We start from the raw sequence: 12,703 nt of genomic DNA on the forward strand, positions 1-12,703 counted from the left end.
GGGAAAACCTAGCTGACTTGCGCTTTTGCAGGCCTGTCCGAGACAGGCGTTGTGAGAACAGCGAAAGCATGTTCGGCAAAGGCGCGCTCCCGGTCGGCGCGTGCCTCGAACCACGACAGAGCAATGGACGTCGGCATGGCGACCGCCAGACCGGCCGCCGTCGTGAGCAGGGCGACCCAGATACCGCCAGCCAAAGTCGAAGGATCGACCTGCGAGCCCGCCGACTGCAGGGCCTGGAAGGCCTCGATCATGCCGATAACCGTACCCAGCAGCCCCAAGAGAGGTGCGAGTTGCGCAACGGTGTCGAGTGTACGAAACCCGCCCTCGAGCGGCTGCAAGGCCATTTCAGCCTCCGACTCCAGTCGGTCGACCACACCGTCACGCTGGCGCAGATCCATCCCGCGCAGAAGGATGGCCGCCAGCCAGTGCTTTTCCGCCAGAAGCGAGATCCGTGCTTCCGCGTCCCTTCCCGCATCGATTGCTTTCACCGCTTCGCTCAGCGCTTTGTGGCGGCCGACCCTTGCGGTGAGGAACTGCCCGAACTTGTAGAGGGCAAGTGCCGTAGTGAAGATCGATACGAGCAGCAGCAGAACGAGGATCGGCCCGCCAGTATCGTACACAATTGTGAGACTTTTGGTCATCCGTCTCTCCTTCCGGGTTCGCCGACCAGCCAATGGCTCGGGCCAGCGTTTTCACCTCAGAAGCCACCATGCCGGTCAGCATGGCGGCTTCCTCGATGTTCATGCTCAAGAGCGACCAGCTCTAGAAAGCCTTTGAGATCGTCACCTTCAGATTCCGGCCCGGCGCTGGGCGGGTTGAGAGGTAGGGCGTGAATGACTCATCCAGCAGATTTTCAACGCCAAGCCGTAGTGATGTTCCCTCAAGCACACCCTCATGAGCGGTAAGCGTCGTACGCAGGTTCAGGACTGTGTACCCCTCATTGTTGGTCCCGTTGACCTCGGTATCTGCCGCGTGAAGCACCTCCGCTGAGATATCGGCGAAGCGGGAGACCCGCTGGCCCACGGTCAGCCGTACCGTATCGGCCGGCGCGTTTACCCAATCGGACACTGCGCCCGCGAGGCTGGTTTGCTCGCCGTCCACGATATTGGCGTTGAGGTCGATGTAGAAGCCACTGCGTCGGGCGTAGGAGCCTTCAATTTCGAAGCCATGCAATTCGATGGAATCAACGCCAGAGTATGACGTGTTGTCTTCCAGATCGGTCTGATAGTAGTTCACCTTCAGGGCGAGAAGATCATTCGGGCCGAAGACCCCAACCCGGTCATAGGAGCCACCGAATTCCACCGTCTTGCCGATCTCCGGCTGCATCATGAAAGCAGGGTTTTGCAGGTCGTCGATAATCGGCAGGGATTCAGTGTAGGCATAACTACCGAAGAGTGAAAAGCCATTAGTGAACTCGTAGCGAAGCGAAGCACCGCCCATGAGCGCATCATTGTCATAGCTGACGTCGGCACCGTTATCGAGCGTGCCCTCAATCTCGGATGTCTCGTAGCGTAGCGCAGGCGAGAAGACCCAGCCATTTCCAAACTCAATCTGGTCAACGATGAAAGCCGCGAGGCGATCATCAGTGCCCCCGGGCGCCGAGTTCGCATCTTTGCGATCTTTTTTGATGTATTCGATGCCGGTGCGCAGGTCGTGAACGAGGCTTCCCGTCTGAATGAACGCCGTGTTCTTGACTGTCAGTTTCGTGGTTTCGTAGCGGTTATCGGCGCCAACGATAGGCTCGATGATGAAGGGCGGAAGTGGAGAGCTCCCCGCGACATATTCTGCGTCGATCTTCTGATCAGCATAGGACAGGATTGCATCGATATTGACGAGATCATTCTCGAACGGATTGTAATTGTAGCGCAGGCTGCCGGACCGGGACTTCGTATCACGGTCCACATTGCCGAAAGACCCACCTGTCGTGCCAAAGGAGTCGTATGGCTTGTCACGCTCCTGCGTTTCCGTTTCCGTGTAGCTGGCCGTAAGGCTATGGGCGCCCGTGCTGTATTTGCCTTTCAGCAACCATGACGGAAGCTCAAAGGCGCTGTTCAGGATCGCGTTGCCGTCGCCGTCTTCCTGGTCACCTTGTTCGCGATAGGAATAATTCCCGACGAACTCCAGATTCTGGGTAGGCTGCCAGGCCGCGGTCGTGGACGTGCTGAAGCCGCCTTCGTTCGAATAGGCTCCCAGGGTCTGCCCCAGCTTGAAGCCCGGCTCTCCGCCTGTCATGTCCGATGCGTCAATCGTTTCGAGGCGAACCACGCCGCCGATGATGCCGGAACCATATTCGAAGCTGCCAACGGTGCCGCGGATGACTTCCACGTTCTTGTAGAGATAGGGATCGGTGAAGAGCTGGGTGCCGACGCGGTAAATCTCTTCTGAGCCCACGCTCGCGCCATCAATCTGGATCGCGACCTTCTGGTCGGTGCCGTAGGTGCCATTCGCGCCGAAGCCGCGAATGTTGATCCCCGAACCGATCGGCGTCGAGCCATTTACGAGCGAGACGCCGGGCACGGAGTCGATCAGCTCGGCAATCGAGCTCGCCTGGCGATCATTGATCTCGTCCTTGTCAATGCGGGTGACCGGCGTTGCGGTATCTGTCTGGACGTCGCGCTTGCTCTCGCCCAGTTCCACGGTCCCGATAAACTCTTCCCCGTCTTCGCCAGCTTGCTGGTCTGCCGCCTGCGCTGCTGCCTGCAAAGCGAAACTGGAAATCAGTGCGGTAGCGCCCAGCAGGGCAGCCCTGCGGTAGGTCGTGATGTTCATGATAAACCCCTCAGCATATGAACGTTAATGCAACTCATTCGCAATACGGAGCGGGTATACGATCAAACCAATCAATGCAATTGAAAATGCTTCTCAATTTCAGAAAAGGTGCTAATCGGTAGTTTGCACGCCTGTCTTGAATGGCCTCGACATGAGAATCCGAGAGGCTACGCCACCATGCCGTTCCCCCATGAACGGCATGGTGTGCGCGATTTACTCGCCTAGTTCGCCGAAACGGAGTCTGCTACGGTCTCGCGGAGCCGGTCCTGCAAATCGCCTATGTCAGCGGTAACGTACTTGCCTATCACCGACCGCGCTTCTTGGAGCGCTGGGTCCAAAGCCATCTCGCCAGCCTGGACCTGCCCAGCCAGCTCAAGAAGAGGCATATATAGATCCTCGGTTTCGCCTTTAAGCGTGATGGCGAACCCGTCATTCTCCGAGGCAATACGACTCCATTCAGCGCGAACGCCTTCCCAGAAATCTGCGGTCCCGGCCCAGTAGTCTTCTGCCTCGGCGACCGGGTAATCATCGAAACGGCGATAGGTGTTCAGTCCGGACTCGCGCACCAGGACTTGCGGCTCTCCCCTGAGGACGAGCTTGGAATTGTCCTGCTCGTGTACCCAGCCGGTCGGTGTCAGGACGTGGCGATTGACGGCGTCGACGGCATGATAGTCATCACGGGTCGTCATATCGCGCCGCGGCAGTGGTCGCCATTCACGCGGTGCCGACCAGGCAGCGAGCCCGTCTTCATATGTCCACTCGGCGACGGCGCCGTATCTTGGCGCGTCATCGACCTGGTAAACGGTCTGGGACCACGCCCCTTCCCGGGCCTCGGACGGTACATCCTTCCAGGCCCATGCGTTACCACCAATGAAGGTCAGCACTCGCGCAGGTTCGTACTGCCAGTCCTGGCGCCAGTGCTTTACCACGAACGGAGCCTCATCCGGCCCGACGACAAGCAGGTGCTGGAGCGAAATGAAATCTCCGCGGTCCTCAACCACGATCACTGTCTCATGCCCACCTGAACGCTTCGGCTCCTTGAGGTCATAGCCTTCGACAAAGGACACGGTTTCGGTGAAATCGAACGACACATCATAGTTTCCGGCCATTGCAAGGATCGATTGTCGATCGCGTTGGAATTGGGCGTCTTCCACAGCCGCAGACGGCGAGCTTGAGCTTGTTGCAGCTTGCGGTGCTTCGGGCGTCGCCGTGCAGGACGCCAATAAAACGGTGCCCAGCATTGCTGCAGCTCTCAACAGTTCTGGTGTGCGTATCATCTCATTCCCCTTGTCATGATGCGGCTTGCCCGCCTTACCGGTCTGCTGCTGGATAACCTTGCAAGTTGACCCTGCCTAGATTGCAACTGAGAATAATTCGCATTTGTAAAAGCTGATCTGCCAGGCTGAGCGGACTGAATGTCACTTCTGATTTCAGATCGCCGAAGAGCAATTACGAAGGGCCCTATGGACCACTGCTTCTGTGCAAGGTAGCTACGCCCATGACAGTCTCACTACTTCTGGGAGGCGCTCGGTCCGGCAAGAGCCGGCGGGCGCAGAACTTGGCCGAGCTAGCGTCGCCTAATCGCCTTTTCATCGCGACTGCGGAGGCATTGGACGATGAAATGGCGCAGCGGATTGCCCGGCATCAATCAGACCGCTCCGAAGGATGGCAAACCGTGGAGGCGCCGCTGGATCTCGTCTCCGCACTGGGCAGTGCGGGCGGGGAAAACGCAATCCTCGTTGATTGCCTGACCTTGTGGCTTTCCAACCTGATGCATCACGGGCGCGACGTGGACACCGAAACAGAAAAGCTTTGTTCGGCGCTGCAAGCGATGACCCAGCCAGTCTTTCTGGTTTCCAATGAAGTGGGGATGGGACTGGTACCCGACACGAGGCTCGGCCGGAACTTCCGCGACGCGCAAGGCCGGCTCAATCAGCAGGTAGCAAACGTCTGCGACGTGGTTGAGTTTGTCGCCGCTGGCTTGCCCTTGAGGCTCAAGGGCTGAGGGCTGCCGCCAACCGGTCTTCCGCCGCTCGTTTTTCTGGAAGCCCGATCCGTATTAGCCGGTCATTCCAGGCGAACCGGCGCACATATATCCCGGCTTGGGCGAGTTTTTCCCAGAAGGCACTTGCGTCGTCTGTCTCGACGAGACGGAAGAGAGCCGTTCCCCCGACAATTTTAACACCATGTGATCGGAGAATGGTGTCCAGTCGCGCCTTGGCTTCAGTCAGCTGATGACGTGTCCTGTCCTGCCATGCGAGGTCGCCGCAGGCTTTGGCGCCGATATGAAGGGCCGGGCCGGACACCGGCCAGACACCTAACAAGTTTTGCATTGCGACACGAACCGGTTTCGGGGCCAGAAGCGCGCCAAGCCGGAGACCTGCCAAGCCAAAGAACTTGCCAAACGAGCGCAAGACGATGAGACTGTCTGCACCTCCTGACGACGCAAGGCTCAAGCGTGGATCAAGCTCGGCATAGGCTTCGTCGACGATGAGCCAGCCGCCTCGTTCAGCGAGACTGGCGGCGGTCTGCAACAAGATGCCTGGTTCAAAGCTGCGTCCATCAGGATTGTTCGGATTGCAGATGACGATGGCATCAACCTCACCCGGCATTGCTAGCGGGTCGGCGGTTTCCACGATGTCGGTATCTGCGCGGCTCCAGACAGCTAAGTGATCGCCATAGGTCGGAGACAGAACGGCAACTTTCTTCGGCCTGATAATGGTCGGCAGCAGGCGGATGAGTAATTCGCTACCTGGGGCGAGGACCAGGCTCTCTGGCGGTGCCATCATGCTCCTCGCCATCGCTTGGCGGCAAGCCTCGTAGGCGCCTTGTGTGGGCAGATGCCGAAGCGACGCTTCCGGGATGGTGCCCACCGGATAGGGCCACGGATTGATCCCCGTCGAAAGATCGATCCATGGCTCTGGCGCATTGGGGAAGGCGGCCCGCATTCGGTCGAGCGCGCCCCCGTGGAGCAAGTCGTGTGTCACAGCCTCTCCCCTATTATTACCACGCCCATCAAGGCTAGCGCCGCCACGAACAGTGCAAGAATATAGAGGCGAAGTGCGCGGCGAATATCTGTGCTGCGAGGATCGCGCGCGCCTCGATTGAGCCAGGGCTCCTCGGTGTGTCTGTCGCCATAGATGCGCGGCCCGGAGAGACGAACCCCGAGAGCCCCCGCCATTGCCGCTTCGGGCCATCCAGCATTCGGTGAACGGTGTTTTCGCGCATCGCGAACCATAACCCTGAGCGTGAAAAGCCTTGCTGATGCCACGGCGATGAGAAATCCTGTCAATCTGGCGGGGAAAATGTTGACGGCATCATCCAGCCGGGCAGCAAACCCTCCGAAGGCGGCGTAACGCTCATTTCGATGACCGATAATGGAGTCGAGCGTGTTGATGGCTTTGTAGGCGGCGATGCCGGGAAGGCCGAAAAGCGCGCCCCAGAAAAGCGGCGCGATAACGCCATCAGATGCATTTTCAGCGAGGCTTTCAATTGAGGCGCGCGCAATGCCCGCCTCATCCAGCCTCGCAGGGTCGCGGCCAACGATGAGAGATACGGCCTTTCGCGCGGCTGAAAGGTCGCCCGCCGACAAGGGCGCGGCGACGCTCGCGACATGCTGGTAGAGGCTGCGCGACGCCAAAAGGCTGGACGCGATCACCGCCTGAACCGCGAAACCTGCCCAGCTATCGGAGAGAGCCTGCGCAACCATAAGCGCCAAGCCCGCAACGAGTGTGATCGCCAGCAGGCTGGACGCTGCGCCGAGGAGATACCGGGTCCAGTGCGGCCAAGTCTGCCTGTTGAGAAGCTTCTCAAGCACACCGACAAGGACCCCGAACCAGACAACTGGATGGCGCACGCGCCTGTAAAGCCAGTCAGGCCAACCAAAGACTGCCTCGACAGCCCAGGCAATCAGCATGAGCATTGCTGAGGTCACCCGGGTGTCGGTTTCCAACCCGGCTGCCTCGCCAGGCTGAAGAGCCTGTCTATATCGACGCTGGCTTCGACGCCATCGGCCAACTCGTCGAGTGCACGCTCAATTGCTGCGGCATGGCTGTACCCAGCATCGGCCACACCTCCAGCCCGCTGTAGCCAATCGCGGCGAAAAACATCGCTCGAAAACGCACCGTGCAGATAGGTGCCCTCGATGCGCCCATTTGCCGATCGCGCCCCTTCAATGGCTCCTGCCAGATCGAACATTGGGCGAGCGGTATCCTGACCCGTCGTCCGCCCCGTATGGATTTCGTATCCACTTACAAACGCCCCGGTCTGAGAGCAGTGAGCGCTCGCTGGCGCGACCTGCTTTCGACCTGTCATCTGGGTCTCAACATTGAGAAGTCCGAGACCGGGTGCCTCGCCGGGCTCCCCATCGACCCCATCAGGGTCTGCGATCCGCTTGCCGAGCATCTGATAGCCACCGCAGATGCCGAGCACACGGCCCCCACCGCGCGCATGAGCAATGATGTCATGGTCCCAGCCTTGCTCGCGCAGGAAGCCAAGATCCCCCAAGGTCGATTTGGTGCCAAAAAGAATGATAACATCAGCGTCGCGCGGGATTGGCCTGCCAGGACGGACCCACTCAAACTCCACCCCGGCTTCCTGCTTGAGTGGATCAGCATCGTCAAAGTTCGCCATTCGCGACAGCATGGGCGCGGCGATCTTGAGTTGACCGCCCGAGAGCGCTGCGGGCCGTTCCAGCACGACAGCGTCTTCAGCTGGAAGGTGCGACGTCGCCTTCAGCCACGGTATGACGCCAAAGCAGGGCCAATCGGTCTTTTCCTCGATTGCAGTCACACCGTCGTCGAACAGCGCCGGGTCGCCTCGGAATTTGTTGATCAGGAAGCCGGTGATCATCGCGGCGTCAGCCGGGTCCAGTACAGTCTTTGTGCCGACGAGGCCGGCAATGACGCCGCCCTTGTCGATGTCCCCTATAAGGCAGACAGGAACTCCAGCGCGGCGGGCGAAGCCCATATTGGCGATATCTCGGGCGCGTAGATTTATTTCCGCCGGGCTGCCAGCGCCTTCAATCATGATGATGTCGTGGGCAGCAGCGAGCCTCTCAAAGCTCTCCATGACCCGGTCCATGAGGTCACCTCGGTGCGCCATGTAATGCGCTGCTTCCATCGCCCCGATTGCCTTGCCGTGCACGACCAGTTGCGCGCGTTTGTCTGTCTCAGGTTTCAGTAGAACAGGATTGAAATCAGTGTGGGGTTCCAGGCCGCAAGCTAGTGCCTGGAGCGCCTGAGCGCGGCCAATCTCGCCCCCCGACGCGCAGGCAGCAGCGTTGTTCGACATGTTCTGCGGCTTGAACGGCGCCACGCTGAGACCGCGGCGTTTCGCGATCCGGCATAGGGCTGCTGTCAGGACGGACTTGCCGACATCAGAGCCGGTGCCCTGCAGCATCAAGGCTTTCGCCGTCATATAGCGCCTTCGATCTCCACCGAGCGCCCGTCGATCCGCGCCCGGACGCCATAGATCTCAGCCATGCGTTCAGTCGTTAGCGTGTCTTCCGGCGACCCATCCGCCACGATTTCTGCATCCTTCATCCAGACCATGCGGTCGGCATATCTCGCCGCAAGTGCGATGTCATGCAACACTACGAGGGCGCCGCCGCCATCGTTCACAAAGGTCCGCATCATGTCCATGATCCGGAACTGGTGGCGTGGATCGAGCGCCGCGACCGGTTCGTCGGCCACAAGGAGCGGCGCTTCCGCTGCAAAGGCGCGGGCGCAGTGTACGCGGGCGAGCTCGCCGCCAGATAGCGTATCGGCCTGGCGCTCGGTCAAGGTCGAGAGGTCGCATACTCCAATCGCCCGATCGACAGCCTCGGCATCCGCGGCACTCAGCCGGCCGGGAGCCGCGCCATACGCGAAGCGACCAAGAGCGATGACATCGCGGACCGTGTTCGGCCATGCGAGTGGACGCTGCTGAGGCAGGTAGGCGACCTGGCGGGCGCGTTGCATCGGAGAGAGGCGTTCGCTGTCTGCGCCGTTGAGCAATGCGGATCCGGTCGCTCGCTTTTCCAGACCAAGGGCCGATCGTAGCAGACTTGTCTTGCCGGCACCGTTCGGTCCGAGCAACGCAACCAATTCCCCGGTGCGGAGGGACAGGTTTGCTGCGCGAACAAGTGTAGCCTTGCCAGCAATCACCGTGAGATCGCGTGTCAGGAGTTCAGCCATTGAGCGCCCGCCTCTGGATTGCGATCCAGACAAAGGCCGGAGCGCCGATGAGTGCGGCAACTACACCAAGTTTGAGCTCGTTCGAGGTTGGCAGCAGGCGAACACCGATGTCAGCGAGGACAAGGATCAGTCCGGCAAGAAGTGCCGAGGGAAGGAGCGAGCGGGCCGGATCGTGCCTGACGAATGGGCGAATGATGTGCGGCGCGACAATGCCTACAAAGCCAATCGCACCAGCGAGAGCAACCGAGCCCCCAGTCGCAAGGCCAGCGCCTAGAACCGTCAGTATGCGCTGGTTGCGCAGGTTCAGACCGATCCCGCTTGCCGCTTCCTCACCGAGCGTAAGAGCTGAGAGCCCGCGTCTGGAGAACAGAAGAATGCCGCCGCCGAGAATGAGAAAAGGAGCCGCTAGCCCCACTTCCTGAAAGCTGCGGTTTGCAACTGAACCAAGCATCCAGTTGATCATGTCCGACAGGGAGAACGGGTTCGGCGCGAGGTTCATGAGAAGGCTCATCGCCGCGCCGGAGAAGCTTGAAAGGCCGACACCGATGAGGATGAGTGTCACGACCGAGCGTGTCCTGATTGCTGCCAGTGCGATGAGCGCTGTCGCGGCCAGGGCACCCGCTATCGCTGCGATCGGCAGCACCCAGGAGGAGAGCGTAGCCAAACCGTAATAGAGAGAAAAGGTGGCAAACAGCGAGGCCGAGGCGGAAACACCAAGTACGCCCGGTTCAGCGAGCGGGTTTCGAAGCAGGCCTTGCAGCGCTGCGCCGCTGATCCCGAGAGCTGCGCCAGTTACAAATGCGGCAATGGCCCGCGGAAGCCGGATCTGCCAGACGACGAGCCGGTCGCCGACGTCCGCCCCCCCGAAAAAGGCTGCAAGAACGCGGTCTGCCGGCAGAGGGGTGGAGCCAAGCAGGCAGGCCGCGAATATAGCCAGAAGCGAGGCTGCAGCGAGAATGGGAACGAGAAGACGTCCGCTCAAGATGCGCCCCCTTCTGCAAGCGCTTCGATTGCGTCCAGGATGAACCAGCCGCCGCAGGCCGTCCACGCGCCTTTCAGTGGGACGACCGGCACCTCGTCCATGTGCCGTTCGGCAACAGGATGATTCATCGGGCTCCAGGAGTCCGGGTGATTGGTCTGCTGGTCGAAGAATGCGGCGGCGATGACGTCCGGTCGCTCATAGGCGAGCCGCTCCAGCGGAATGGAGCGCCAGCCTGGCTGCTCCTGAAAGTTCTCGAAGCCTGCCGAGACCAGCATTTCGTGGACCATGGCACCCGGTCCCGTCGTCACACCGGCGGGCGTCAGATAAAGCGCTTCTTCGCCGCCTGCCCTCCTGTCGATAGCCGCGAGCCTTGCGCGGAAATCGGTCACGAGCGCGCGTCCGCGTTCACTCTGGCCAAGTCCGTCTGCCATTTGTTGAATGAGGCTAGGAATCGAGCCGACTTCCTCGGTGTCCACGTTCGATGTCCACCCCACTGTCAGAACCGGCACGCCTGCTCGCTCAAAAAACGCTTCGGCGTTGGGACCGCCGCCATAGGCGCGAACGACGAGGTCAGGTTTCAGGATCAGAACGTCTTCAGCAACAGGCCTCACAGTCGGGACACCGACGGCCTGGTCGCGCATATAGGAAAAGTCCTTCACACCATCGGGCGAGATCGCAAGGATCTGTTCCGGGTCTGCGAACTTCAGCACATACTGATCGGCGCAATAGTCGAGACTGACGATCCGCATCGGACGGTCTGTGTTGCCCGCTTGCGGCGTGGGAGGAGCGCCACAGGCAGCCAGACAAAGTCCGGCAAGAGAAAGGGTCGCCAGTCTCGACATGAGCTGCTCCTAGTAACGCAGCCGGATGCCAACCGAACCGGACAGGCCCGGCGTGCCATAGCCGAGAATCTGCTGGTAATCCTCGTCAAACAGGTTTTCGACGCGGCCATAGAGCTCAACACTCTCATTGAGTGCGTAGCGGCCGGTCAGGTCCACACGGGTCCAGCCATCGAGCGTCGTACCATTGGTATTGGCTTCATCACCATTGTAGCGGACAAGGACAGCACCGGAGAATGGGCCATCCGGATCAAAGGCAAGTGTTACATTGCCAGACTGCTCTGGCAGCCGGCTCAGCTCATTGCCATTGCCGTCCTCGGCGTCGATCACGGTATAATTGCCGCTCACGCTCAGCCAGTCTGTCAGAACATAGGCACCAAAGAGTTCGACACCCTTGCTCTCGACTTTTGCGATATTGTCGTATCCGGCCGTGAAGGAGAAATCGATCAGGTTCTCTGTGTCCTGGCCGAAATAGGTGATGCCGGCTTCCGCCCGTCCATCGGCCGAACGCCATTCAATTCCGATATCGAATGCTTCCGATGTCTCAGGCTTGAGGTTCGCATTCGGCTCGGTAAGGCCGCAGAAGGTACAAATATAAGTTGACTGGAATATGCTTGGCGCCTTGAAGCCCTGCCCCCAGCTTGACCGGACAGTGACCTGATCCGTCGGGTTCCAGGCCGCAGCCAGACGCGCCGTCGTCTCGGAGCCGAAGCGGCTATCATCATCATTGCGGATGCCAGCAGTCAGCGTCAGCGATTGGACAGGCTTTAATTCGTAGAGGGCGAACAGACTGTCGGTATCGGCGTCTTCGCCATTAGCCGTAGTTTCCTCACGCTCAGCACCAAACGACACGGTGTTCATGTCGTTGATCTCGAACGTCCCCTGGTACCGGAATATCGACCGGTCGCCTTCAGCAAAATAGCTCTGGGCGCCGTTGGTAAAATTCTCGCGCGTGATATCGGAATAACCAACGAGGAAGAGGTTTTCCAGGCGGTCGTCGAACAGCGGCAGCTGGAGCGAGAGGTTGCCCGCCAGTGTCTCGTTCTGGGTAACTTCGTCGCCATCCGCGACATTGCCCTGAGCACCCCCCGAATAGCTGTCATATTCGGATTCAGCGTCAGTGTAGAGGACAGTGGCTTCCAGGCGCGCATTGCTTGGCAGGTTCAGGCCACCCTTCGCGGACAGGGTGGTCGACTCATAACCATCGTCTTCGGTATTGCCGTTGTCTTCGTCGGCTTTGGAGATGCCGTCTGTCGAAATGCCAGACGCCGAAAGTCGGAAGTCGCCAGTTTCGTTTGCGCCTTCGACCGAAGCGCCGCCGCGCAACGTATTAAACGAACCGTATCCGGCAAAGGCGTTGCCGCCAAACCCAGGCTCTGGCTCTTTTGTGGTGATCGACACCACACCGCCAATGGCGTCGGAGCCCCACAGGGTCGATTGCGGGCCCTTGAGAACTTCGATCCGCTCAATGCTGGCGGTGTCGAGAAAGGCAAAGTTGAAGCTGCCGTCGGTGGCGGACGGGTCGCCAACAGGGACACCGTCGATCAGGACGAGAGTCTGGCCAGAGGAAGCCCCACGGATGCGGACACTGGCAGAGCCGCCAAAGCTACCATTCTGATTAATCGTGACGCCTGGTGCCGTCGCGATCGCGTCAATTGCGAAATCGAGGTCTAGCTTCTCAAGATCCTCTTCCGAAATGATGCTGACGCTCGAGCCAATCTCGGTCGCGGTCTGATCGAGCCGCGAGCCTTCCACGATAACCGGCCCCAGCCGGCTTTCCTCTGTCTGTTCGGTTTGCGCGAAAGCAGGCATGGCAATGCTTATGGCAGCCGCGCCGAGAAGTGCCGTTTTGTACGACATGGGAATTCCCCTCTTCGCACCCCGCCGCCCGTTAAGACAGGTGCTATTTATAACGACAAAATCTGGCCCATGACCCA

General features: G+C 59.9%; 11 protein-coding genes. 1 reads left to right on the forward strand and 10 read right to left on the reverse strand.

Going from position 1 to position 12,703, the window contains the following annotated elements; all coding sequences use genetic code 11:
• Window positions 1-8: 8 nt before the first annotated feature.
• From D1222_RS03405 to D1222_RS03415, 3 genes are all read right to left on the reverse strand, one after another.
• Window positions 9-641, reverse strand: a complete 633-nt coding sequence (locus D1222_RS03405; RefSeq protein ID WP_119452817.1) for a MotA/TolQ/ExbB proton channel family protein — start codon at window positions 639-641, stop codon at window positions 9-11.
• Window positions 642-762: 121 nt separating this feature from the next.
• Window positions 763-2,769 carry a TonB-dependent receptor domain-containing protein gene (locus D1222_RS03410; RefSeq protein ID WP_119452818.1) on the reverse strand — a complete coding sequence of 669 codons (2,007 nt, stop codon included), beginning with the start codon at window positions 2,767-2,769 and terminating at the stop codon, window positions 763-765.
• Between the two features lie 221 nt (window positions 2,770-2,990).
• Entirely contained in the window at window positions 2,991-4,046 is a 1,056-nt protein-coding gene (locus D1222_RS03415) for a DUF6607 family protein (protein ID WP_182481857.1), read from the reverse strand.
• 221 nt (window positions 4,047-4,267) lie between these two features.
• Here D1222_RS03415 and cobU point away from each other — a divergent pair, with 221 nt between their 5' ends.
• The gene (gene cobU / locus D1222_RS03420; protein WP_119452819.1) at window positions 4,268-4,774 is read left to right on the forward strand and encodes a bifunctional adenosylcobinamide kinase/adenosylcobinamide-phosphate guanylyltransferase; all 507 of its coding nucleotides are present in this window, start codon (window positions 4,268-4,270) and stop codon (window positions 4,772-4,774) included.
• On the opposite strand, the gene cobD is transcribed toward cobU, so the two are convergent.
• Genes cobD through D1222_RS03455 form a run of 7 tightly spaced genes read right to left on the reverse strand, consistent with a single transcriptional unit; the run spans window position 4,764 to window position 12,626 of the window.
• Entirely contained in the window at window positions 4,764-5,756 is a 993-nt protein-coding gene (gene cobD, locus D1222_RS03425) for a threonine-phosphate decarboxylase CobD (protein WP_147371807.1), read from the reverse strand. The genes cobU and cobD overlap by 11 nt on opposite strands.
• Window positions 5,753-6,685 carry an adenosylcobinamide-phosphate synthase CbiB gene (gene cbiB / locus D1222_RS03430; RefSeq protein ID WP_119453705.1) on the reverse strand — a complete coding sequence of 311 codons (933 nt, stop codon included), beginning with the start codon at window positions 6,683-6,685 and terminating at the stop codon, window positions 5,753-5,755. Before cbiB ends, cobD begins: the two co-directional genes overlap by 4 nt.
• Before the next feature lie 14 nt (window positions 6,686-6,699).
• Window positions 6,700-8,187, reverse strand: a complete 1,488-nt coding sequence (locus tag D1222_RS03435; protein ID WP_119452821.1) for a cobyric acid synthase — start codon at window positions 8,185-8,187, stop codon at window positions 6,700-6,702.
• On the reverse strand, window positions 8,184-8,945 hold the full coding sequence (locus D1222_RS03440; RefSeq protein WP_119452822.1) for an ABC transporter ATP-binding protein: 762 nt from the start codon (window positions 8,943-8,945) through the stop codon (window positions 8,184-8,186). Before D1222_RS03440 ends, D1222_RS03435 begins: the two co-directional genes overlap by 4 nt.
• Window positions 8,938-9,927, reverse strand: coding sequence for a FecCD family ABC transporter permease (locus D1222_RS03445; protein WP_119452823.1), 990 nt, complete (start codon window positions 9,925-9,927; stop codon window positions 8,938-8,940). Before D1222_RS03445 ends, D1222_RS03440 begins: the two co-directional genes overlap by 8 nt.
• Entirely contained in the window at window positions 9,924-10,769 is an 846-nt protein-coding gene (locus D1222_RS03450; protein ID WP_119452824.1) for an ABC transporter substrate-binding protein, read from the reverse strand. The genes D1222_RS03445 and D1222_RS03450 overlap by 4 nt, the downstream gene beginning before the upstream one ends.
• Before the next feature lie 9 nt (window positions 10,770-10,778).
• On the reverse strand, window positions 10,779-12,626 hold the full coding sequence (locus D1222_RS03455) for a TonB-dependent receptor plug domain-containing protein (protein WP_119452825.1): 1,848 nt from the start codon (window positions 12,624-12,626) through the stop codon (window positions 10,779-10,781).
• Between the last annotated feature and the right edge of the window lie 77 nt (window positions 12,627-12,703).

It is taken from the genome of Henriciella algicola, from assembly GCF_003576245.1.
Taxonomy (GTDB): Bacteria; Pseudomonadota; Alphaproteobacteria; order Caulobacterales; family Hyphomonadaceae; genus Henriciella; species Henriciella algicola.

Excerpts from the sequence above, each read along its gene's own strand:
- D1222_RS03405 (WP_119452817.1), bottom strand. The coding sequence starts at position 641 with ATGACCAAAAGTCTCACAATTGTGTACGATACTGGCGGGCCGATCCTC.
- D1222_RS03410 (WP_119452818.1), bottom strand. The coding sequence starts at position 2,769 with ATGAACATCACGACCTACCGCAGGGCTGCCCTGCTGGGCGCTACCGCA.
- D1222_RS03415 (WP_182481857.1), bottom strand. The coding sequence starts at position 4,046 with ATGATACGCACACCAGAACTGTTGAGAGCTGCAGCAATGCTGGGCACC.
- cobU (WP_119452819.1), top strand. The coding sequence starts at position 4,268 with ATGACAGTCTCACTACTTCTGGGAGGCGCTCGGTCCGGCAAGAGCCGG.
- cbiB (WP_119453705.1), bottom strand. The coding sequence starts at position 6,685 with ATGCTGATTGCCTGGGCTGTCGAGGCAGTCTTTGGTTGGCCTGACTGG.
- D1222_RS03435 (WP_119452821.1), bottom strand. The coding sequence starts at position 8,187 with ATGACGGCGAAAGCCTTGATGCTGCAGGGCACCGGCTCTGATGTCGGC.
- D1222_RS03440 (WP_119452822.1), bottom strand. The coding sequence starts at position 8,945 with ATGGCTGAACTCCTGACACGCGATCTCACGGTGATTGCTGGCAAGGCT.
- D1222_RS03450 (WP_119452824.1), bottom strand. The coding sequence starts at position 10,769 with ATGTCGAGACTGGCGACCCTTTCTCTTGCCGGACTTTGTCTGGCTGCC.
- D1222_RS03455 (WP_119452825.1), bottom strand. The coding sequence starts at position 12,626 with ATGTCGTACAAAACGGCACTTCTCGGCGCGGCTGCCATAAGCATTGCC.